This window comes from Staphylococcus caeli, from assembly GCF_900097965.1.
In the GTDB taxonomy this organism is placed as follows: Bacteria; Bacillota; Bacilli; order Staphylococcales; family Staphylococcaceae; genus Staphylococcus; species Staphylococcus caeli.
Window position 1 is genome coordinate 31,641 of the sequence record NZ_FMPG01000013.1, and the last position, 22,307, is coordinate 53,947.

The 22,307-nt window shown below is 32.0% G+C and carries 32 protein-coding genes; 24 read left to right on the forward strand and 8 right to left on the reverse strand.

Going from position 1 to position 22,307, the window contains the following annotated elements:
- The first annotated feature begins 1 nt into the window (after position 1).
- The 5 genes from BJS11_RS10985 to ychF all read left to right on the forward strand — a co-directional run bounded on the left by BJS11_RS10985 (position 2) and on the right by ychF (position 5,767).
- Positions 2-2,665 (forward strand): DUF2309 domain-containing protein, encoded by a 2,664-nt coding sequence (locus tag BJS11_RS10985; RefSeq protein ID WP_069996242.1) that lies wholly within the window; start codon positions 2-4, stop codon positions 2,663-2,665.
- 174 nt (positions 2,666-2,839) lie between these two features.
- Positions 2,840-3,208, forward strand: a complete 369-nt coding sequence (locus tag BJS11_RS10990; protein WP_070014096.1) for a Na-translocating system protein MpsC family protein — start codon at positions 2,840-2,842, stop codon at positions 3,206-3,208.
- 339 nt (positions 3,209-3,547) lie between these two features.
- Positions 3,548-4,432 carry a mechanosensitive ion channel family protein gene (locus BJS11_RS10995; RefSeq protein ID WP_069996240.1) on the forward strand — a complete coding sequence of 295 codons (885 nt, stop codon included), beginning with the start codon at positions 3,548-3,550 and terminating at the stop codon, positions 4,430-4,432.
- Positions 4,433-4,453: 21 nt separating this feature from the next.
- A complete protein-coding gene (locus BJS11_RS11000) occupies positions 4,454-4,654 on the forward strand; it encodes a DUF951 domain-containing protein (RefSeq protein ID WP_069996239.1) in 201 nt (66 codons plus the stop codon).
- Positions 4,655-4,669: 15 nt separating this feature from the next.
- Positions 4,670-5,767 carry a redox-regulated ATPase YchF gene (gene ychF / locus BJS11_RS11005; protein WP_069996238.1) on the forward strand — a complete coding sequence of 366 codons (1,098 nt, stop codon included), beginning with the start codon at positions 4,670-4,672 and terminating at the stop codon, positions 5,765-5,767.
- A gap of 100 nt (positions 5,768-5,867) precedes the next feature.
- On the opposite strand, the gene BJS11_RS11010 is transcribed toward ychF, so the two are convergent.
- On the reverse strand, positions 5,868-6,674 hold the full coding sequence (locus tag BJS11_RS11010) for a GH25 family lysozyme (protein WP_069996237.1): 807 nt from the start codon (positions 6,672-6,674) through the stop codon (positions 5,868-5,870).
- A 405-nt stretch (positions 6,675-7,079) separates the two neighbouring features.
- Here BJS11_RS11010 and rpsF point away from each other — a divergent pair, with 405 nt between their 5' ends.
- From rpsF to rpsR, 3 genes are read left to right on the forward strand one after another with little or no spacing between them, the layout of a single operon-like run.
- The gene (gene rpsF, locus BJS11_RS11015) at positions 7,080-7,385 is read left to right on the forward strand and encodes a 30S ribosomal protein S6 (RefSeq protein ID WP_069996236.1); all 306 of its coding nucleotides are present in this window, start codon (positions 7,080-7,082) and stop codon (positions 7,383-7,385) included.
- Positions 7,386-7,403: 18 nt separating this feature from the next.
- Positions 7,404-7,910, forward strand: a complete 507-nt coding sequence (gene ssb, locus BJS11_RS11020) for a single-stranded DNA-binding protein (protein ID WP_069996235.1) — start codon at positions 7,404-7,406, stop codon at positions 7,908-7,910.
- A gap of 48 nt (positions 7,911-7,958) precedes the next feature.
- Positions 7,959-8,201 carry a 30S ribosomal protein S18 gene (rpsR, locus tag BJS11_RS11025; protein ID WP_002484306.1) on the forward strand — a complete coding sequence of 81 codons (243 nt, stop codon included), beginning with the start codon at positions 7,959-7,961 and terminating at the stop codon, positions 8,199-8,201.
- A 136-nt stretch (positions 8,202-8,337) separates the two neighbouring features.
- Here the strand turns inward: rpsR and BJS11_RS11030 are convergent, their stop codons facing one another.
- The 4 genes from BJS11_RS11030 to BJS11_RS11045 all read right to left on the reverse strand — a co-directional run bounded on the left by BJS11_RS11030 (position 8,338) and on the right by BJS11_RS11045 (position 11,907).
- Entirely contained in the window at positions 8,338-8,889 is a 552-nt protein-coding gene (locus BJS11_RS11030; RefSeq protein ID WP_069996234.1) for a hypothetical protein, read from the reverse strand.
- On the reverse strand, positions 8,886-10,106 hold the full coding sequence (locus BJS11_RS11035) for a tyrosine-type recombinase/integrase (RefSeq protein WP_069996233.1): 1,221 nt from the start codon (positions 10,104-10,106) through the stop codon (positions 8,886-8,888). Before BJS11_RS11035 ends, BJS11_RS11030 begins: the two co-directional genes overlap by 4 nt.
- A 6-nt stretch (positions 10,107-10,112) precedes the next feature.
- The gene (locus tag BJS11_RS11040; protein ID WP_069996232.1) at positions 10,113-10,922 is read right to left on the reverse strand and encodes a hypothetical protein; all 810 of its coding nucleotides are present in this window, start codon (positions 10,920-10,922) and stop codon (positions 10,113-10,115) included.
- 232 nt (positions 10,923-11,154) lie between these two features.
- Complete coding sequence (locus BJS11_RS11045) at positions 11,155-11,907, reverse strand: helix-turn-helix domain-containing protein (RefSeq protein WP_069996231.1); 753 nt, start codon at positions 11,905-11,907, stop codon at positions 11,155-11,157.
- Between the two features lie 148 nt (positions 11,908-12,055).
- Here BJS11_RS11045 and BJS11_RS11050 point away from each other — a divergent pair, with 148 nt between their 5' ends.
- From BJS11_RS11050 to BJS11_RS11075, 6 genes are all read left to right on the forward strand, one after another.
- Complete coding sequence (locus tag BJS11_RS11050) at positions 12,056-12,274, forward strand: helix-turn-helix transcriptional regulator (RefSeq protein WP_069996230.1); 219 nt, start codon at positions 12,056-12,058, stop codon at positions 12,272-12,274.
- Between the two features lie 12 nt (positions 12,275-12,286).
- Complete coding sequence (locus BJS11_RS11055; protein ID WP_069996229.1) at positions 12,287-12,559, forward strand: pathogenicity island protein; 273 nt, start codon at positions 12,287-12,289, stop codon at positions 12,557-12,559.
- A gap of 159 nt (positions 12,560-12,718) precedes the next feature.
- On the forward strand, positions 12,719-13,111 hold the full coding sequence (locus BJS11_RS11060; protein WP_069996228.1) for a pathogenicity island protein: 393 nt from the start codon (positions 12,719-12,721) through the stop codon (positions 13,109-13,111).
- A 3-nt stretch (positions 13,112-13,114) separates the two neighbouring features.
- Entirely contained in the window at positions 13,115-13,438 is a 324-nt protein-coding gene (tscT, locus tag BJS11_RS11065; protein ID WP_069996227.1) for a type II toxin-antitoxin system toxin TscT, read from the forward strand.
- Positions 13,439-13,522: 84 nt separating this feature from the next.
- Entirely contained in the window at positions 13,523-14,287 is a 765-nt protein-coding gene (locus BJS11_RS11070; RefSeq protein WP_069996226.1) for a DnaD domain protein, read from the forward strand.
- Positions 14,284-15,087 carry an ATP-binding protein gene (locus tag BJS11_RS11075; protein ID WP_069996225.1) on the forward strand — a complete coding sequence of 268 codons (804 nt, stop codon included), beginning with the start codon at positions 14,284-14,286 and terminating at the stop codon, positions 15,085-15,087. Before BJS11_RS11070 ends, BJS11_RS11075 begins: the two co-directional genes overlap by 4 nt.
- A gap of 376 nt (positions 15,088-15,463) precedes the next feature.
- On the opposite strand, the gene BJS11_RS11080 is transcribed toward BJS11_RS11075, so the two are convergent.
- Together BJS11_RS11080 and BJS11_RS11085 are read right to left on the reverse strand one after the other, a co-directional pair.
- Positions 15,464-15,679, reverse strand: coding sequence for a hypothetical protein (locus tag BJS11_RS11080; RefSeq protein ID WP_069996224.1), 216 nt, complete (start codon positions 15,677-15,679; stop codon positions 15,464-15,466).
- A gap of 20 nt (positions 15,680-15,699) precedes the next feature.
- The gene (locus BJS11_RS11085) at positions 15,700-15,924 is read right to left on the reverse strand and encodes a hypothetical protein (RefSeq protein WP_069996223.1); all 225 of its coding nucleotides are present in this window, start codon (positions 15,922-15,924) and stop codon (positions 15,700-15,702) included.
- 272 nt (positions 15,925-16,196) lie between these two features.
- Here BJS11_RS11085 and BJS11_RS11090 point away from each other — a divergent pair, with 272 nt between their 5' ends.
- The 7 genes from BJS11_RS11090 (at position 16,197) to BJS11_RS11115 (ending at position 19,367) form a co-directional block, all read left to right on the forward strand.
- Positions 16,197-16,541, forward strand: coding sequence for a pathogenicity island protein (locus BJS11_RS11090; protein ID WP_069996222.1), 345 nt, complete (start codon positions 16,197-16,199; stop codon positions 16,539-16,541).
- 3 nt (positions 16,542-16,544) lie between these two features.
- On the forward strand, positions 16,545-17,114 hold the full coding sequence (locus BJS11_RS11095; RefSeq protein ID WP_069996221.1) for an encapsidation protein CP3: 570 nt from the start codon (positions 16,545-16,547) through the stop codon (positions 17,112-17,114).
- A complete protein-coding gene (locus tag BJS11_RS11100; protein ID WP_081333127.1) occupies positions 17,092-17,349 on the forward strand; it encodes a hypothetical protein in 258 nt (85 codons plus the stop codon). Before BJS11_RS11095 ends, BJS11_RS11100 begins: the two co-directional genes overlap by 23 nt.
- 12 nt (positions 17,350-17,361) lie before the next feature.
- On the forward strand, positions 17,362-17,922 hold the full coding sequence (locus tag BJS11_RS11105; protein WP_069996220.1) for a GumC domain-containing protein: 561 nt from the start codon (positions 17,362-17,364) through the stop codon (positions 17,920-17,922).
- 15 nt (positions 17,923-17,937) lie between these two features.
- Complete coding sequence (locus BJS11_RS11110) at positions 17,938-18,489, forward strand: terminase small subunit (RefSeq protein WP_069996219.1); 552 nt, start codon at positions 17,938-17,940, stop codon at positions 18,487-18,489.
- Positions 18,490-18,560: 71 nt separating this feature from the next.
- Positions 18,561-18,683, forward strand: coding sequence for a hypothetical protein (locus BJS11_RS14020; protein WP_258953796.1), 123 nt, complete (start codon positions 18,561-18,563; stop codon positions 18,681-18,683).
- A 174-nt stretch (positions 18,684-18,857) separates the two neighbouring features.
- A complete protein-coding gene (locus tag BJS11_RS11115) occupies positions 18,858-19,367 on the forward strand; it encodes a hypothetical protein (protein WP_069996218.1) in 510 nt (169 codons plus the stop codon).
- Between the two features lie 346 nt (positions 19,368-19,713).
- Here the strand turns inward: BJS11_RS11115 and BJS11_RS11125 are convergent, their stop codons facing one another.
- On the reverse strand, positions 19,714-20,310 hold the full coding sequence (locus tag BJS11_RS11125; RefSeq protein ID WP_069996216.1) for a hypothetical protein: 597 nt from the start codon (positions 20,308-20,310) through the stop codon (positions 19,714-19,716).
- A gap of 228 nt (positions 20,311-20,538) precedes the next feature.
- Here BJS11_RS11125 and BJS11_RS11130 point away from each other — a divergent pair, with 228 nt between their 5' ends.
- The 3 genes from BJS11_RS11130 to BJS11_RS11140 are packed head-to-tail and all read left to right on the forward strand — an operon-like array spanning position 20,539 to position 22,038.
- Positions 20,539-20,976, forward strand: a complete 438-nt coding sequence (locus tag BJS11_RS11130; protein ID WP_069996215.1) for a Panacea domain-containing protein — start codon at positions 20,539-20,541, stop codon at positions 20,974-20,976.
- Positions 20,963-21,409, forward strand: coding sequence for a hypothetical protein (locus tag BJS11_RS11135; RefSeq protein WP_069996214.1), 447 nt, complete (start codon positions 20,963-20,965; stop codon positions 21,407-21,409). The genes BJS11_RS11130 and BJS11_RS11135 overlap by 14 nt, the downstream gene beginning before the upstream one ends.
- A complete protein-coding gene (locus BJS11_RS11140; RefSeq protein ID WP_069996213.1) occupies positions 21,409-22,038 on the forward strand; it encodes a hypothetical protein in 630 nt (209 codons plus the stop codon). The genes BJS11_RS11135 and BJS11_RS11140 overlap by 1 nt, the downstream gene beginning before the upstream one ends.
- The last annotated feature ends 269 nt before the right edge of the window (positions 22,039-22,307 follow it).

A 22,307-nucleotide genomic window follows, 5' to 3' on the forward strand; every position in this document is an offset into this window, starting at 1 on the left:
AATGGGAAAATCAAATTACACATCAACAGACACATTATATAACAAAGTGACGCATGCCAGTCGTGTAATTGTACCTTTGTCACCCATTTCAGTGTTCGCTGCTAGAAGTCCATGGGCGAATTTAGAAGACAAGACATTTGATGAAATTGCACAATGGTTAAAAGATGCACGTAAAGTAGATATGTATCCGCCACGAATGGTGATTTTACAAGCACATCAACAAGGCGAAATAGACGATGTTATATTGGAGCGTCGTTTACAACAATGGCTTGATGATACGACGTTAACGATACCTAGAATGGCAGCAGAACAATATGGACGTAATGCTTTGAAATTACAATCATTATCTAAAGCTACAGATTTAAACAAGCAGCTGGATACGTTGGTCGCACAATACAAGGGTAAAGATTCAACTAATGCTACACGCCAACATAGCACACGTTTAGTACCATTAAAGAGTACATATATTGTTGATCAAAATAATGAAAAACTAATCGATACCGTAGATTATCACATGATAAAATGGTGCAAATTATATCTGGATGATGCACAATCTGGGTGGACTATGCCCAATCGCGATAAAGGGTTGTTTTATGCATGGCAACAACTCATAGTGCATGATCCAGCACTTTCGAAACAGCAACGCGTGCGATTGAAAGATTTACCAAAAGATGCATCAGAATTGATGGATACCGTGTTAACACGATTAGAAATTGCGGAAGCTGATATACAAACCTATTTAGAGAATCATTTACTGTCATTACCAGGTTGGGCTGGCATGATGTTATGGCATGATGAACAACATGATAAAGCACATGATTTAGTATTTTCATATCTGGCCATTCGACTTGCTATGGAATGGGCGATTGTCGCACCTTATTTACCAGTGACAGAGCCAGAAGACTTAAGTCATTCAAACGAGAAACATTTGAAATCACACATTCAATCATGGTTAGAATGGGGCGGTTGTTCTGTAGAGGATTGGCAAACTATGTCAGAGCATGAACAACAGAACTATATCGCATTTTCTCGCCAATTTAATAATCAATTATGTAGAAAATTATGGTTAGAAGCATGGGAAGCAAGCTATAACCAACAATTAAAAGAGATGTTAGTCCCAGAACAGCGACATGATGCACAAACAAATGTTAGTGATGTGCAAATGCAAAACCATACTGAAGTGCAAATGGCATTTTGTATCGATGTGCGTTCAGAACCATTTAGAAAACAGATTGAGTCTGCAGGTCCTTTTGAAACCATAGGCCTTGCAGGGTTTTTCGGCTTACCTATCGAGAAATTAGAGTTAGGCAGTAAGCATGGTCATCCATCGCTACCAGTGATGAATCAGCCACAACACCAAATTAAGGAATATACGCATGAACGTGAGCCAAATGCATTTCAACAGCGTAAGCACATATTAGAATCGGTAACTTATACGTTTAAAAAAATGAAACAAAATGTACTTCCAAGTTTATTATTACCGGAATTAAGTGGTCCGTGGCTAACGATACAAATGTTTACACGTAGTTTTGTACCTAAACGTGTAGGCATGGGTATGCATAAGTTCTATGCACGTTGGTTGCGCAAACCTGAAGATACAGCGCTAACTTTGGATTATCAAACATATCAACAAGCCCATCACCCCCACCATTTACATTTGAAACATGACCTGCCAGTAGGCTTTACAAATACTGAAAAAGTAAGCTATGCACTGCAAGCATTGAAACTAATGGATTTAACTTCAGACTTTGCACCACTTGTCGTGATGTGTGGTCATGGAAGTCAAAGTGCTAATAATCCATATGCAGCTTCATTAGATTGTGGTGCATGTGGTGGTGCGGCAAGTGGATTTAATGCGAAGGTGTTAGCGCAGCTTTGTAATTTACCGGAAGTCCGTATAGGGTTAAGAGAAGAAGGTATTAACATTCCTGAAACTACAATCTTTGCTGCTGCTGAGCATCAAACTTCTGTGGATGAGCTCACTTGGACTTATGTACCTGAGCTTATGGAGGCGGCACAAGCTGCATTTGAACGTATTGAAGCGGCGCTACCTGAAATCAGCTATCGAGCAAATCAAAAACGACTCGCACAATTGCCGAATAATAATTTAACAACACGTGACCCGATTCATGAAGTACATCGTCTTACAAATGATTGGAGCGAAATTAGACCAGAATGGGGTCTAGCTAAAAACGCTGCATTTATCATTGGGCAACGTACATTAACACAAAACAGTGATTTAGCAGGAAGAGCATTTCTGCATAACTATCACTGGCAACATGATGAAGATGGCCAAATACTGGCGAACATTATTGCAGGTCCAGCACTCGTTGCACAATGGATTAATTTACAATATTACGCCTCTACCGTTGCACCACATTACTACGGAAGTGGCAGTAAGACCACGCAATCTGTGACTGCTGGTATAGGCGTGATGCAAGGAAATGCGAGCGATTTGTTAACAGGTTTACCTTGGCAATCCGTTATGTCAGCCGATGATAAAATGTATCACTCACCGATAAGGTTGTTGATCGTTATTCAAGCACCTAAAGCATTTATTAAACGCTTGTTGGAAAATGATCCGGTATTCAAACAAAAAGTTGAAAATGGCTGGGTCAGACTGGCTAGTGTCGATGAACATAATCAATGGGAAGACTGGTCATAGTTTAATTAATATAATAAATGATTGTAAGTAGTACGAATGTACGTATATTAACGTCATTATTTCCCGGGGAATGTTGCACAACAATGGAGAAAATAGCAGAAAAATGGTACGGTTATCTTTGTTAAAAGTAATTTTCTGATATATAATTTTGGTGCTACAGGAGATGCATATTTAATGAAAATGACCAAAGGTAACTACGAGTCTGAAATCAGCAAAGCAATCACACAATGGGAAAAAGACTTCCTTGGCCGCGGCTCTCTGTCAGTTAAAACGGATATACTGCGCGATATGATTATTGTAAGTTTGCAAGGTGTGTTAACTCAAGCAGAATACAAAGTTTGCGAAACGAATGAAGGTTTATTAACGATTAAAAGAACCCGTTCTAAACTTGTAGAATCCGGCATAGAGGCATTAGATGATATTATTTTGTCTATTACTGGCGAAAACGTCAAAAGCTTCCATACGGATTTAAGTTCTAGAACTGGTGAACGTATTATCATTTTCAAGTTGGAAAATGATTTCGAGAAACAAATTACTGAATAATGTATGACGATACCTAGTACCACACTTTATACTATTGATACTGATTAATAGATGAAGTGTGGTTTTATATGTGAAGACGTAGTGTCCAAAAGTGATAGATATGTTTATTTTTTAGCATTAAGAACATCGTTGGTACAAAAAATAGTATGGTTAGGAAAAAATATTATTAAAACACTTTGCTAAAGGCCATATTTTTAATAAACTAGTTAAGGTCGCATATTTTATGGATTTATAAATATATTTTAACGTGCATGTAAATTTAAATCGGAAGTTCGATTTTTTGCAGTATTAAAATGGTTAAAATAGAATTATATAAGAGTGATTGAGGAGGGAAAACGGTTGAATCAAATTAAAAGTATCCTTTATTCGATTATAGAACCATTAACGAAGCCAGAAACATATCAAACCTTACTATCCAATATTATAATGATTATTATCTATGCCGCTGCAGCCTGGATTATTTTGCAGTTTCTTAATAAAGGGATTGCGCAATTTTTTAAAATGCAAAATAAAGGAAAAAATGCCAACAAAAAACGATCTAAAACATTAATATCATTAGTTCAAAATGTCGTATCATATGTGGTATGGTTTATAGTATTGACTACCATTTTAAGTAAATTTGGAATCAGCGTCGGTGGTATCATTGCTAGTGCTGGTGTTGTCGGCTTAGCAGTTGGTTTTGGTGCGCAAACAGTTGTGAAGGACATTATTACAGGTTTCTTCATTATTTTCGAAAATCAATTTGATGTCGGAGATTATGTTAAAATCAGTAATGGTGGCTCTCCAGTAGCAGAAGGCACAGTGAAGTCAATAGGGTTAAGATCAATGCGTATTAACACAATTTCAGGTGAGCTAACGACTTTACCAAATGGTAGTGTCGGAGAAATCACCAATTATTCTGTAATAAATGGTGAAGCGATTGTAGATATTCCAGTAGCAATTGAAGAAGATATTGATAACGTGGAAGAAGTACTTAACACATATTTTGAAACGATACGTTCAAAATATTACTTGTTCATATCAACGCCAGAAATTATTGGGGTTAATTCGATAACAAATAACGAGTTCATATTGAGAATCTCGGCTGAAACGATACCTGGTGAAGGTGCGTCAGGTGGCAGAATTTTAAGAAAAGAAATATTGAAACTATTCAAAGTTAAAGAAATTAAAACGCCGCAGCCAACGATGGTTCAGTACGATGCAAACCAGCAAAATCAAGGTTAAAACGGTCGGAGGTGTTACAGAATGACATCAAATTACGGTTTAAATGATATTGTAGAGATGAAAAAGCAACATGCATGTGGCACGAATCGTTTTAAAATTATTCGTGTTGGTGCGGATATTCGAATAAAATGCGAACATTGTCAACGCAGCATTATGATTCCTAGACAAACATTTGATAAAAAACTAAAAAAAATACTAGTATCTCAGCAAGATACTGAATAATAAGGAGAATAAATCATGGCTTTAACAGCAGGTATTGTTGGTTTACCCAACGTAGGGAAGTCTACACTTTTTAATGCAATAACAAAAGCTGGTGCGCTTGCAGCAAACTATCCATTCGCAACAATCGATCCTAACGTAGGTATCGTTGAAGTGCCAGATCACAGATTAAACGTTTTAACAGAAATGGTACAACCTAAAAAGACACTACCAACTACTTTCGAATTTACAGATATTGCAGGTATTGTTAAAGGTGCTTCTAAAGGTGAAGGACTAGGTAATAAATTCTTATCACACATTCGTGAAGTGGACGCGATTTGCCAAGTTGTACGTGCATTCGACGATGATAACGTAACGCATGTATCTGGTCGTGTAAACCCAATTGATGACATTGAAGTTATTAATATGGAATTAGTACTGGCTGATTTAGAATCAGTAGAGAAACGTTTGCCAAAAGTAGAAAAAATGGCACGTCAAAAAGATAAAGATGCGGTTAATGAGGCACGTATTTTATCAAGAATTAAAGAAGCATTAGAAGAAGGTCATCCTGTAAGAAGTTTAGAATTTACAGAAGAAGATCACAGATATGTCAAACAAGCACAATTATTAACATCGAAAGATATGTTATATATTGCCAATGTGGGCGAAGATGAAATCGGTGACGATGACAACGAAAAAGTGAAAGCAATTCGTGACTATGCGGCTCAAGAAGATTCAGAAGTAATTGTAATTAGTGCGAAGATTGAAGAAGAGATCGCAGTGCTTGAAGACGAAGATAGAGAAATGTTCTTGGAAGATCTAGGCATTGAAGAGCCAGGTTTAGACCGTCTAATTCGTACGACATATGACTTATTAGGACTTGCTACTTACTTCACTGCTGGTGTACAAGAAGTGCGTGCATGGACATTTATTAAAGGTATGACAGCGCCACAATGTGCTGGAATTATTCATACAGACTTCGAACGTGGCTTCATCCGTGCTGAGGTAACGAGCTATGATGACTATGTTGAACATAACGGTGAAAATGGTGCGAAAGAAGCCGGTAAGCAACGATTAGAAGGTAAAGACTACATCATGAAAGATGGCGACGTTGTCCACTTTAGATTTAACGTGTAGTTTGAGTTTGAATTGTTAAAATGTAGAAAGGCGACATCACATGTAATCGTGTGGATGTCGCCTTTTTGCGTCATATTATAAATTTTTTATAGGGAGTTAACTATGAAGTAAACCAATCTGCATTAACATTAGGACCGATATAGTTGGCATCTACCGCTTGGCTTAATTCTGGAGAATCATAGCTATCCGTGTATTGCCATAAAACATGCGGACGGTCGGCTTCTGTTTTAGAATAATTGGCGAACCAGTAACCATCATATTCGTCTAACGCATTCTGTGCATTTTCAAGCATGAAACTTTCATTAGAATAAAATAGTACTTTTTTATTTTTAGCTAATGATTTCATTTCATCATACCAAGCAGAAGTCGTCTCTTCTGTTGTTCCTGATTTAACGGCATTTTCTTCAAAATCATTAACATAGAAACTTGCGTTTGGTGCACGATCATGTAATTGTTTTGCCTCATAACGTGCATCATCAGGATTTTCATACATACTATATGAATAAACACCATAGTCTAAATTATTCTTTTCTAAAACTTTAATATTATTTTTTAATGAAGCATCTTCTCTTTCAGAGCCATATTGTGCACGAATAATGATAAATGGATTGTTTTTCTTCAGTGCTTTGACTTGTTTGCTAGTTAAATCACCTTGCCATTCTGAAATATCGATGACACGCTGGCCTTGTTGTGTTGGTTCCTGTGCAGGTGCTGGATCTGCAGATCGCATTTTTGTGCTACTTTCTTTGGTTGATTTTTGATTATCATTGGATTGATAGGCAGCACCCATAGTCCCTTCTGGATGTTTTGCCGTTTCTGCTGCTTTTGCAGTACTTAATGGTACAATTATTGCGAAAATAATGCTCATTGCTAACATGCAACGTTTAATAGTAATAGAAGAAAACATAACTTACTCCTTTATATGTAATTAGATTGTACATTTGAATATTTGTAATGCAACGAGATTTTGTTCTCTCGAATGCAAGTGTCATGTTAGTAGAAAGTATAATCATTTACAACCTGATTTTATAAATTATACATTGCTTTATAATTTTTAATATTTTTGTAATTAAAAGTTAATTGATAGTAATTGAATTTAGTTGTATTTGTTATTTTTGGTGGTATTTTAAGAATTAAAAGGATAATGTTTCATATGAAACAAAAGCAAATTTTCAAGACGTATCACGTGCGAAACCCATTGTAAAATGTAAAGACATGTGCTATAATTCTTGATTGTGAGTAATGAAAATTATTCCTTGCTTATCGCAAATGATGATGAGCCGCATAGACCACAAGGAGGTGCAATTATACAATGAGAACATATGAAGTTATGTACATCGTTCGTCCGAACATTGAAGAAGATGCTAAAAAAGCAGTTGTTGAACGTTTTAACGGAATCTTAGCTTCTGAAGGATCAGAAGTTTTGGAAGCAAAAGACTGGGGTAAACGCCGTCTAGCTTACGAAATCAATGATTTCACAGAAGGTTACTACAACATCGTTCGTATCCAAACTAACGACAATGTAGCTACTGACGAATTCCAACGTTTAGCTAAAATTTCTGACGATGTAATCCGTTATATCGTTATTCGTGAAGACGAAGATAAGACAAGAAAATAATAGATGGGGGTCGTTTAAATGATAAATAGAGTTGTTTTAGTAGGTCGTTTAACGAAAGATCCAGAATACAGAACAACACCCTCAGGCGTGAGTGTTGCGACTTTTACTCTAGCAGTAAACCGTACGTTTACAAATGCGCAAGGGGAACGCGAAGCAGATTTCATTAACTGTGTTGTTTTTAGAAAACAAGCAGAAAATGTTAACAATTACTTGTTTAAAGGTAGTTTAGCTGGCGTTGACGGTCGCATTCAATCACGTAGCTATGAAAATCAAGAAGGTCGTCGTATCTTTGTCACTGAAGTCGTTTGTGATAGCGTTCAATTCCTTGAACCTAAAAATCAAAACCAACGTCACGCACAAGAAGGAAATAATAATTTCCAAAACTTTGGCGGACAACAATCAGGTCAAAATACGTCATCTTATCAAAACAATAACAACAGTTCATCAAACAATAATCAATCTGACAATCCATTTGCAAATGCAAACGGCCCTATTGATATTAGTGATGATGACTTACCATTCTAATTATATCGAACATATAAATTGAAAATTTCTTAAAAGGAGGCAATTACCATGGCAGGTGGACCAAGAAGAGGCGGTCGTCGTCGTAAAAAGGTTTGTTATTTCACAGCAAACGGAATTACACACATCGACTATAAAGACACAGAATTATTAAAACGTTTTATCTCAGAACGCGGTAAAATTTTACCACGTCGTGTAACAGGTACTTCAGCTAAATATCAACGTATGTTGACATTAGCTATTAAACGTTCTCGTCATATGGCATTATTACCATATGTTAAAGAAGAACAATAATAGATATTGTATCTGAAAACCCCGTAGGCATATACCTGCGGGGTTATTTTTGTGGTTTGATTTATAATAAAAAGGGCAGAAAAAGGGCGTTGTTAAAAAGTTTGTCTAAAACAAAGGAACATAAAATAATATATTTTTAAGTTTTGAAGTAATATTTTTCTAAAAAAAGAGTGAAAGCAACATCAAAAATTATAAAAGTAGTGAATGATGAATCTAAAGGCTTGTTTGTTCCGTAATGAGCGAAGATACTACATATAAAAGCTAATGCATATAAAATTATTCGCTGTTTATTAATCGAAAGTTTCACTTCTTTTTTGATATCTTGATTTATATTTTTTATATTTTTGGGTGTTATTAGTTTTATAGAGTCGATTAATACTATGAATAATTCGGCTATACTTTTGCCCTTTTCTTCGACAGGAGTATCGTTATTCACATACAAATAATTTGAATAAATCCAATTAAGAATAAGAGAAATAATTATAAATGTCAGACTGATTTCATAAAAGTGCAATTCAATTTGCTCCTTACATAATATGAAAATGACTATATAAGCTATAAATAAAAGTGTATATGTTACATCTATATTTTCCTCTTGCTTTAATGACATAATAACTCCTATTATTATCCATTGAGAAACTATAGCAATAGCTAATGTTATTAATAATGCTGTTATTAGTGAATTCATAGTTGTTTCGCCTCTTCTAACTTATTCATCATATCTTTAGCCATCTGATCTGTAACATGGGTGTATATTTCTAATGTGGTTTTGTAGTCACTGTGGCCAACTCTATCTTGTATAGCTTTTAGGTTTATTCCTAACTGTGCAAGTGTAGATATATGTGTATGACGTAATGTGTGCGTTGTTACACGTTTTTTAATCGAACTAATATCAGTTGCTTCTTTAATTATATTGTTCACCTTGTTTAAGTCAATAGGGCTACCAGCAGTATTAGTAAATATATAACCTCTATCAATAAATTTATCATTCCATTGATTCTCTTTTTTATTTTCTAGCATGAGTGTTTTAAGTAAATTAATACTTTGAGTTGTGATTCCTATTGTTCTGTAACTCTTACTTGTTTTAGTGGTTTCTTTAACGCCGAATGCTCCAGTTTCTGCATCAGTAACCCAATTTATTGTGCCATCAATCTCTAACGTTTTATTTTCAACTTCTACATTGTCTGTCTTGATTGCCAGGAGTTCGCCAATGCGCATACCATTGTTAATTTGAAACTCTACTAATGCTTTTACCATTTCATAGTTACGTTTACGTGTAGCATGGCTCTTATGTTTAATTAGATAGTCAAAGCACTCTAATAATTCTTTTACTTCACTATCTTCTAAATAATTATTACGTTTAGCTTGAAGTTCATTTCTAGTTTTAGCCTTCTTTGGAATATCTATTTTATCTAAAATACTAATATCATGCAGATCATAATATTTAAACGTATATTTGAATACGGAACGAATAACAATAACAAGTGATTGAACGTGTCCTGTACTATGTGATTTAGCCCATTCATTTATGATGTCTTGTAAGTATGTATGTGTAATCTTATTAATAAGAACATCTTTATTTATAGCAGATTTTACAGTGTTAGTATTGCTCGTTTTTTCTTTGATAGTGGTAGTTTTAGACCCAGAATGATTTTTATAATGTTCTAGCCACTCATCGCACGCTTGGTGAAAGGTAAGTGTTTTTAGGTCTGTTGGTGTCTTATCGTTTAACTTGCTCTCTATACGCTCATTCAAGAGCTTCTGAGCTTCTTTCTGTGATTGCTTGCCATTCTTATTAAGTACAACACTCACACGCTTCCACTTGTCTGTGTATGGGTCTTTGTACTTCTCGTAGAAACGATACTGTGTTTTATTGTGCTTATTAGTGAATTGCTCATGCCACATTTGTCATCACTCCTTGTCATCTTCGTCATTCTCTTCTCTATAGTGTTTTAGATGGTCGTAGTTATACATGTTATCAATCAGTTTAAACATTGATATACATTGAGCAATAAAAATAATTATAACTAATGCATATATAGTAAGAAGTAAATATTCGAATTTTGTATTAATGATAACGCATATTAAAAAAGTATTAAAAAGTATAGATAAGAAAAATAGTGAATAAAATATGGTCAGGTAAATTCTAGTTAAAGGCATGATTTTATAAGTTCTCTTTTTGAGTTTTTTGATAGCATTTTTGTTGGTTTTTTCCATTTTCTTAGAATCAATATATATTTTTGGCCTATTTAGATTTACAGAATGATTGTAATCAATTGATAGTTTATTTATTAGTGAATTTTCTTTGATTGTTATATTTTTATGTAATTTATAATCATATTTAAACTTTTGAGTTAGGTTATTTGATATTTTGGCAAGTTGGTAAGCTGAAAAGGATGATATGATAGCAAACAAAATTAAACAAAGCAAAAGTACAAATGAATAAAAGAATAAGTAATTAAATAAATGCTTCTGATTGTGCACTGCCATATCTAAAAATAGATAATTGGCGGCAGTACCAGCAATTGTCAATATTAATATTGAAACAAGCATAATTAAATATTTTTTCCACTTTTGAAAATGTTTCTTTATTATTTCAAAAACACTAAAGTTACTAAAAAACGAAAAAGAAAACTTTAGTAGATAGTAAATTGTAAAAATACCAATGATTATCCAAACTGGTAGGTTCAAATCTTTTAAAAATTCAATAAATACATTCAATCAATCACTTCTCTCTTATATTATTTGAATATTACTATGTATCTCACAACCTTAAAGTAGGGCGTACGTGTGCAAAGACACGTAGTGGGTGGCTATTCCTTATTCTTCTTTCTCTCTTCAATAAACTCTTTAGTATACAAGTAACCATCGAGTATTGTGCTTAATATGAAATTTATGACGTTGATTACTATTCCTACAATATACTCCACAGTAATGCTCCTTTGTGTAGGGGTTAGTGTTGCCTTTTAGAAATTATTATTTCGTTATCTAGTTGGACATTATAGCCGTAAAGATTTTCTATTGAATTTATGTACCGATTGAATTCACTTTCTTTCAAAAGATTATTGTTATTTAAAGCTAGTGACTTAACACTATTAATTCTAGGTTCATATTGTCTAGTGTAAACATTCACATTGTTAATATCGATAATATTAGTTTTGTCTTTTTCTAAATTTAAAATGTTATCTGTGATGTAATTAACTAACAAATGTTGAGCTTTTAAATTGCCGAAAGTAGAATATAGGATTTTTAAAACATCTGAAAAATTATCATAATATAAATCAATATATATATATATTGAATTTTCGTTTGAGAATTCAATAGAAAATACATAAGGAATAATTTTTTGATATTTAATATTATCTAACTCAAAATCGCATTTTAAAGAATAGGAAGTTGTATTGTTTATATTTGTAAGTTCTTTACTGGTTTTGAAATCTAAGAAAGCTTCAATTTCTTTATCTTGAAAAAAGTATTTTTTATTTTCGACTTTAAATTTTAATGTATTGAATGATTGTGAAAATAAATCCTCAATATTGACGTTCAAGGCATTTACAATTTTTTCTAATGTGTCAAATTGTATCCCTCTACTTTTTCCATTTAATAATAAACTCAAGGAATTTCTTGATATACCAGTTAATTCATTTAGTTTACTTATAGTCATATCCTTATCATCTAAAATCTCTTTTAAATTGAAATTAATCATTAAATCACCTCATCGACATAATAACATATAAACGTTGCATTTTAAATTAATGTAAACAAATAAAGTTGACACCGAATATATGACAATGATATGATTCAGTTGCAATAAAAAATAACAACTATATATGTTGTTTTAAGGAGGTGAGGAAATGGCAAATTTAGCACATCCAGTTTTATATATTGCGAGACGTGAACATGGTGATACACAAACGTCAGTTGCAAAGAAACTGAATATATCACCACAACGCTATCAGTTAAAGGAAACAGGGAAGGCAAACTTTACTTTACCTGAAGCAAAAACTTTATCTGAGTTATATGGAATGTCTATTGATGAATTATTTAGTAATTCAATTATGGCAAAGTTATAAGGAGGTCAAATAATGTCAGTTCACAAAATGCAAGATAAAGCAACGAAACAAAATACAGTGCTAGAACCAGAACAAGTAATAGCAAATCCAATCTACTGCGCACCTAAAGCTATTGGAGAGTTATTTGGTTTCAGTAGATCAACTACTTCGAGGTTGCTAAATGAGTACAAAGAGAACGATAGAGGTGTAAAAGATATGTATTTAAGTTTGAGTAGTACTCTAGTAGTTATAAAGATAGAAAAGTTCGAGCAATGGCTCAAATTAAAAAATGGAGAGTGGTTGTGATGAAACTTTATCTATTGTTAATGAGTTTAATCATTACAATCACTATATTGTTGGCACTGCATACAGAAGATATATTTATCAGTTTTGTAACGTGCATGTACTTAAGTATGGGAGCACTGGTATTAAGTAAGAAATTCAAATTAAAGGAGCATGAATAAAATGAATTTAGAACAAAAATATAAATTATCAAAGGTAGTAAAGCAAATTGATAACATTATTAACCATACAGAAAAATTGAAAGTTAACTATAACTTTATTACTGATTCAGCAGTGAATACAGAGCAGTTTTTAGAAAGTGTATTAAAAATGGTAAATAAAAATATATGGAATATTCTAAAGAATTTAGATTTCGAATCAGAAGAATTTTTAATTTTGAACGAAGTTAATACAACGCTAGATGACGTATCGAAAGAAACCGCCACTGTATATCATGCAAGTGTAATTGATGATAAAGGTGAACATCCTTATACAACGAATCGGAAGCAACACCTTATGGGGATACTTGAATGGGCGCATGAATATATTGCTGGAAATATAGAAGTGGAGGAATAGAAAATGAATTGGAATAAAGAAGATTTACTATGTGAATTTGAAGTTTTGAAGGACAAAATCAATGACGTTCTAACAGCGCATACGTGGCATGGTGATGATATGTATAGATTTAAAGATCTCACAAATAATAACGCTAGAGAACATTATGTAATGGGGTATATCGAATCACGCATACAACACGAACAAACTACAGACCTTTTAACAATGTATTTAGAAAGATTCGACAGTTTGACTGCTCAATTTAGTAAGTTGTTAGAGAAAGAAAAAAACGCATCACCACAAGCCGGCAAGCAGAATGACGATGCGCAAAATAAGATATTTAAGTAAATAATTACAGACATATTATATCAAAAATTAAACGTATTTGATAGTGATGATTTGTAAAAATGGCTTTAAAAAAGAGGTGAATAGATGGAAAAACCAAGTTATTACTCAATAATCACTGCAAATGTCAGATATGACAACCGGTTAACTGATAGTGAAAAGTTATTATTTGCAGAAATAACAGCACTTAGTAATAAGTATGGATACTGTACAGCAAGTAACAATTACTTTGCTAAGTTGTATGAAGTGACAAAAGTAACTATTTCTAGACGTATTAAAAAATTAAAAGAGTATGGGTATTTAAAAGTTGAGTTTATTAGAAATGGTAATGAAATAAAGAAAAGAAAACTCTACCCTTTAACAGAAATGTTAAGACCTATTAACACAAATGATAATACCCCTATTGATAATTCTGTTAACACACCTATTAACACAAATGTTAAAGAGAATACTACAAGTATTAATAATACAAGATTAAATAATACAAGTAGTAGTAGTGAGATACCACAACAATCCAACGTATATGATTTCTATCAGAAAAATGGTTTTGGAATTATGAGACCGATAATTATAGATCAAATAAAAGATTGGTTAAATGACTTTGGAGAAAATGGTGAAGAGGTTGTTATTGAAGCACTAAAAGAAGCAGTGAATCAAAATGTAACAAATTGGAGTTATACAAATGCGATTCTGAAATCTTGGTATAACGACAATATAAAATCAATAGAAGATGTACAAGCTAGAAAGAATAAACGAGAAAAAAATAATTCAAGTAATGAAAATGATGATTGGCTTAATTCGCCAGAAAGACAACAGTACTTGAATGCATTTGATAATGGAGGGCTATTATGAAAAGTATAAACGATATGGGGATGAATTCTGAGCTAAAAGATATGAAGTCTAAATTGAAATATAGCATTGAAGAACAAGAAAATGATTTGAGATGTGAACGTTGTGGCAATCTATATGATTATGTGAAGTTTAGCAATGGTAGTGAAGTGCGTATAGGTTGTGATTGCGAAATGATTGAATTAGCTAAAAATAACACTAGTAGGTATAAAGATAGGATTAAACGTGGAAAAATTAATAGTATTTTTAATCATTCAATGTTAAATGAGGATTTGAAAAATGCTACGTTTGATAATTATATTCCACCAAATGAGAATTTAACTAGATCAAAAGAAATCATTCAAAGATATGTTTCTAAATTTTCAATGGAAAAAGAAAATAAGCGCTCATTGCTTTTACAGGGGTCATTTGGGATAGGGAAATCACATTTGGCTATGTCAGCCCTTTATGAATTAAAAGCGCAAGGATACACTGTATTATTCGCTGATGTTGCTCAATTAGTATCTACCTACAGAGATACTTATAATAAAAATTCTGAGATGACTGAAAAAGAATTAGATAGAATTATTAAAAGTGTTGATTTCTTAGTTCTTGATGATTATGGAACTTCTCTCACAAATTATGGGAAATCAAAAATGTTCGATGTGCTTAATTTAAGAACTGGACAAAACAATATTTTTACTACAAATAACACTGAACAAGAACTAGCTGGAGATAAAGACCTTTCAAAAATATTCTCTAGAATGATGAAAAATACAACAACTATAAAAATGTCTGGTGAAGATTATAGGTTGAAAAGGTAGCAAAAAATCAATTTCATAAGACAGTATGGGATTATATTCCGTAAGTAATTGTAATGGTTTCACAAGGGGGTACCTATATTGGTGCTCCCTTTTTGCTAGAAAATGCTAGCAGCTATGATTTGTGTGGGTTATATATATTCTGAATAACGATTACAAATGCTTATATCAAGCATATAAAGGGGGGCGTGAAATACGACGTCATGATCTGAGGGAACGAATCGTTCCCTCACTTTTTTATATTAGCAGCTAGTGCACTAATTTGGTGCGTCAGCTTTTTGGATACGTAGATATTAATCAAAAAAGATTAACATTATATTTTCTCAGAACGTTGGAATCTATATAGATATTGCTAGATCAGCAATCTGGTTTTAGTAACTTATTTAAAATAGCTTGTGTAAATAGCAAGTATTACAAAGCCTGCAGCACAGATAGCATGTACTATTAGTAATAAATTAAATTGCTTCTTAGTCATTGGATCAAAGTTGTTACGTTTAACTCTTCTCTTATTTTCCCAAAGGAATATAAACGCCCAGAAGTAAGCGTAAATAGGTATAGCGATAATTCCTAATATTATAGCAACAGGTAAACTCATAGTAACTCTCCTTTGGCTTGTTAATTTAAAATTAGTAAAACAGTTCCAACGAGTATAAATAAATAAGCTAAATATGGTTTTAGAGCACCTAGTAATTGAACGATTCCTGCAAGTATCAAGAAGATTCCGATTAATATTTGAGGGGATAAATGTAACGAATAGATGTTGAATGTTGCACCGATATATATGTAGAAACCTAATATGATAGCAAGAATAGTAGTGATAACGAATAGATATTTTTTCATGGAAAACCACCTATTATAATAACCTTTTGACAATGATTGTATCATTGTGAGTTAGATAAGAAAAATTTAATTAAATACGCAAAAACGAACATTAGTTCTTGTAATGGTATAGTGTGATTATGTATGAATATACTGTTTGAAGTCTTTAGTGATAGTTATTTGAAGAATGATTAACAGTTTTAAAACACTGTAAAATAGCGAACGTTAGTTTGTTATAAACGTGTAAAAATGGTATAATTACTGTATAAAGTAAAAAGAATCGAGGTGATTAAATGACAACTTCAACGCCAGAAAAAAAGAAGCAAACCTTACCCGATGACCACTTGCAGGTACTCAACGTGATAAGAAATGCTTCGAATAAATATATTACTAAAGAAAAGATATTAAATCAATTAGGTTGTGAGATAAATAGCACTAATGAACGATGGATTAGATCAGTAATTAGTAACTTAATTGAACAACATGGATATGCGATTGGATGTAGCTATAAGAAGGCACAGCGTGGCTATTACATGATTAGTAATAAGGAAGAGCAACAACAAGCTATGCTTAGCATACAAAGGCTTATAGATGGCAGTGTGAGACGATATGAAGCTATTAAGAAACTAGAGGTATAGTAGGTGAGTATTATTATTGATAATCAACCAGAGCTTGTATATGGCACATATGAGCCACCAGTGACATATGAAATAAAAAGAGAAGTTAGTGATTATGAATTACTTACAAGGTTTAATCCTTACTACATCTCAGAAAAGATAAGTGGCGCAGAAGAAGATATAGAAATGATGTATGACCGTACTTATCCTCATTTAGCTAGTGACGAATATCTACATCAAATTTACTATGAATCTTTCCCTTTAGAAAAATTAGCAATAGAGATAATGGAACAAAAGCAGAATCTTGATAAGTTTGTGCGTAAGAGTCAAAGAGACCTAAAAGCCTTTTACAAGGTGATAGGTAAGTACACCATTAATGAACAGAATGATATTAAGCGATACATGAAATCTAATGCTACTTATATACCAGACATTATAGATAGATTAAAGTCGGAATTGTATGAACTAGTAATAGATGATCGTACAAAAAGAAATGAACTAAGGGAAATCAAACGACGTGAACGTAATGAAGCACACGCTAAACAAATTAAAGAAGAGGGGCGAGGTAGAATTGAACACAAATTACTTATCTAATGAACATTTAAATGAAATGGTAGATGAACTGGAACTTACCGATATACAGCAATACCGATTAAATAAATTTACAGAAAAGAAGCAAGCAGAAATTGAAGAGCAAAAGAAACAGAATCCGAATGATCATTTAACTGATATTGAACGTAATGAAAAGCGTGAGAAAATCATGAACATAAAAGATGATAGTAAAAGAACAAACCAAATAGCTCAAAACAGAGAGCTGTTTCAGTATTAGGGAGGATAATTCATGAAAAATAATGAAGCAATACAAAAAGCTATTCAATATGTATTGGATTATGAACAAAGTATTAAAGCTTTATCAAGAGAATTAGGTGAGCAAGAAGAAGCATTGCAGCAATTAAAGAATAAGTATAAAGATTTTGTTATTAATAATGAGATTGAAAAATCAGAGGAATTACAAGAAGATCTGCAACAATTAGAAGATGAAATACAACGTAAATCAAGACGGTTTGCAGTTATGATTGATACGTTACCAGAAGTAATTCAAGTACAATCAAAGCAAGTAGCTAAACACGCACAATTGTTAGAGCTTGAGTACCAAGAGAAATATGAAGAAGAAGCAAATAATTTATTAAATATACGCAATGAATATCGTGAAGCTAAAAGTAAGGTGCTTGATTTAAGAGCTCAATATGATAATTCAATTAATTATGCTGATAGACAGATTAATCGTTTGGCTGATGAATACAATGTTCAAAAGCAAATGATACACAACGGAAAATCGGCAGGAAATACACCATTTTATCACGAACTTTATACGCCAACTGGCGAAGATATCAAAGTTTAAAGAAGAGGTGATTAAATGAGCGAATTAAATCCAAGACAAGAGAAATTTGTATCTGAATACCTAAAGACTCTAAACTTAACACAGTCGGCTATTAAGGCAGGGTATAGCCCACAGAGCGCCCACACACAAGGCTATAGGTTGCTTAAGAATGAAAAGGTAGCAAACTATCTCAATGAGGTTAAAAGTAAGGTTATTGATGATAACGTGCTTTCTGCAAATGAGATACTACATCTATTATCTAATGCAGCAGTAGGGGAAGAAACAGAAATGAAAGAGGTCGTCACTAAACGTGGTGAATACGTTAAGAATCCAGATACTGGCAAATACAACATCATTTACAATGAAAGTGTTGAGATGGTGGAAGTACCTATTAAGATAAGTGACCGTTTAAAAGCGCGTGATCTACTTGGCAAATACCATACACTATTTACAGATAAGCATGAACTCACTGGTGATACACCGGTAATCATTAATGTAGGTGAGTGGGATGATGAAGCAGAAGAGGAAATGGATAAGAAGTACCCGAATAGAACTAAAATTATAGATGATGTTCCGTTTGAGGATTGAAGCTATATTATGTTACGAGTATGATTATTTTATTGTAAACAAGGTATCTATATAGTAAAGGAGAATGCTATATGGATATCATTGGAAAAATAATAACTTTTGTAATGAGTACATTTTCAAACCTAGTAGGTAGTAGTTCCATGATTGAGGATATTAAAAAAGGATTCAAAGAAAATTTCAAAAAAGGTAGTTAGTTAATAATAACCACCCATCAGTATGAGTTCTGGTGGGTGGTTTTGTTACATATAATAATTCTGATAAGACGATTAGGAACTAAATTAAGACATATAAGCAATAAAACAAAACCTAACTACACAATATGATAAAAATAAAGCGTAACACAATATTTAAGGAGAGGGGTTTTTGTTTTGAAAAAAGTTTTATCGGCTAGTATAGTAGGTGCTTTATTAATGACGGGTGTTTCAGAAGGTGTACATTCTGTGGCAAATGCTGAAAATGTGACTCAAGAGCAAGATGTAGTATCTAGTAAAGTGCAACAAGAAAAACAATGGCAAGCTTTTTCTCCAGAGGCACAAGATAGTTTTAGGTATTTAGTTAAAGCAAATGGTTATAACAATTCTCAACAAATGGACTTACTCAGAAACACTGCAGCAGCTAAAGGAATTGCTAAAGATGGAACGTCAGATAGAGGTAAAGTAGGCATAGCGAAATCAGTAATAAAGCAAGCGTGGAAAACATTGCCTAAAAATGTAAAAACTAAACTAAAATCACAAAGTAGATTATGGGCTGCAGTTCAAACTGTTGACCAATTTACTGAAGATGTAGAAAATGAAATTTATAATAATGTTAAAGGATTAGGTTTGGATAATAATTCAGCATGGGTAGTTACCAAAGCAATTACTTTAATTATTATGTAAAAAATTAAAGAGGAGTTGATGATATGACGCCTCATATACTAATGCTAGTAATAACAATAATTACTCTGTGTTTTATAGGTTATTGTTTTTTATTTAATAAATGGACTATAGGTGCATTTATCGCGGTTTTTATACAATCTATTTTATTATTTAATATCCGTTATTTTTGGCAAGATAAACCATTTGGAGATGCCTTTATACATTCATTTGATTTAATAACCATAGTGATTGTAATCATATTTGCTATTTACAAAATCAATAAAGCTAAATCAAGTGAGTAGAAAGTTAAACATAATATTTTATTATGACAACCCACTTCCTCTGAACGGGGGAGTGGGTTTGTTTGTTACCTATAATGAGAATTTATGCGCTTTGATTCTGACCATGTCATAATTGGAACGCATATAAAATAGAAGATGAGCATAGTAATAGTGAAAAACATTGGTAAATCTGTATGCTTTAAGGACAATGATAGTTCATGGTTAAATTGGAAAATATAGTTTGCCATGAAAATAATACCGATGATATTGAAAACAATTACAAAATATTTTTCAGCAATATCACCAATTGCACCTAAGGTAAACGAAGTATGTCTAGTAGTTACATTGATCGCTGTTATTATAAAAAGAAAAACAAAGAAATATACGAGAAATTCATATATAGGGTATAAAGAGATATTCAATAAATTCAACCATTTCCACGAGCCTATTTCTTTGAATATAGGTAATTGAAAGTGGTTACTTTTAATGATATGTAAAAATAATAATATAAACTTAAAAATAGCAATCAAAGACAAGAAGTGAAATATCTCTATGATTCTTGAAGAGTTTAACAAACTCCAAATATTATTAATAGTTGATTCTTTTTGTTTATCTTTGTATGCATAGTGGCTAGCAATTGTATTTAAACTTCTATCAATACTTTTTAAATTATAGTTTTCCATTGTATTACTCCATTTCTATTTATTATAATTTTTTTGAAATTATAATATGACATGAATTTAAATAGTTCAAAATTGCTTGAATGTACGTAATTCTTGCCTAGATGTAAAGTTTACGAATAATATAAAAAGGTATATAATAAATGAGAGAGTTGATTGACAACTATGACGGTACATAATGTACTGTCTTTTTTAATATATCAAGAGATACACTAGGGGAGGTTGATGATAATGAGAGAATTAGCGGACCATATTCTGCATAGAGCAAACGTTATAGACACTCCTATTACAAATTTACAATTACAAAAAATCATGTATTTTACTTTAGGGTTTATGCTTGAAAATAATAGAGAGTTAGCAGAAGAGATGTTTAATAACGATAAAATGGAAGCTTGGTTGTATGGACCAGTTGTCCCTGATGTCTATGAAAAATATAAAAAATACAAAAATAGACCTATTGAAGAGTTGGGTGTAAATTCGATGAAATTAAATTCTGGAGAAGTGAATGAAATAATAGATCTTTTAATAGATGTGGATCCATTTAAGCTAGTGAAAATTAGCCATAATCACCAATTTTGGAGAGAACAAGAAGATGAAATAAAATATAATAACAAAAGACCAAGTTATAACTTTGAGAATATAGAGGAAGCTTTTAATGTCAAACAGTAAGCTAGTATCTGTAAAAGATTTAAAAGATGAATGGAAAATAGATTTTAATAAAAGTAAACAAGAAATTGATATGATATTTAATTCGGAGTATAGAGAATATACAGAAAGACCTAGTGATTATAGTGGAGAAAATTTTGATGTAGATAAATTACAAAACATTTGTCAAAGTATTGAGCCTCAATATATCCCATACTCATCACTGACAGATATAATATTTTCAATGGATATAGAATTAGATAAAGATGAAGAAATGGAAACTGATTTTGTAACCGTAATTCAATCTAAGGTAAACGACTATATATTAAAAACATATAAAACTGAGGATATCGATTTAAGTAAGGGTACTTCTCAATTTGATGAAATAACAAAAGAAACTAAAGCTATTATAGAAATTGATAAGATTGAAGATAAGGAAAAAATGGCATTATTGTAATGCATAAGATAATTGAGCATATAAATTTAGCGATTTCTCAAAAACGTGGTTTATATGAGAAGCAAAAGCGAGAAATTTCAGGTCTCAGTAAATCAATAGAAACTTTCAAAGAGAAAGCTGATAAAGATTTAATTGAAATAGAACGAAGATATAAAGAAATTAATGACAAGCAAAATGATATGATTTCTCAATATATTTCTATTCTGGGGATATTTGCAGCAATACTTATGACTGCATTTGGAGGAATACAATCGTTCACTTCAATTTATAAAAATAATTCTTTCAATTTAGTAGATTCTTTACTTATAGCTTGTATTGGATTTTTAGGTATTTTATTAATGATGTTTTTATTATTAAATTCAATAGCTAAATTATCTAACAAAAATTTGGATAGTGGCAATAGTGAGAATAAGTGGTATCTTAGGCATCCAACATTTGTAAACAGTTTTATTATACTTTCTACATTAATTTTAATATGTGTAACTTATAAAATGTCAGTGAATCCCCCAAATTTTAGTTGGAGGGGAGCTCTATATATAGTGCCAATTACCTATTTATTGATAATGGTAAGAATCTTTGATAATTATACAATTAGTCAATTTTTCAAGGATATTAAAAATAAAAAATAAGCAAGTATATTCAATGGATTTTCAAGGGCAAAAAAAGGGCATAATTTTGATAATAAGGGCAAGTGTATGAATAAGAGAGTATCTTAAATTGCACATAAATGCCTATTTATCAGTATTTTGAACATTAGTGATTATTCATAAAATAGTAGTATATAAAAGAAGAACAATAATAGATATTGTATCTGAAAACCCCGTAGGCATATACCTACGGGGTTATTTTTGTGTTTTTATTTGATGAATTGTAATATTAAGAGCAATGATTTCAAAAT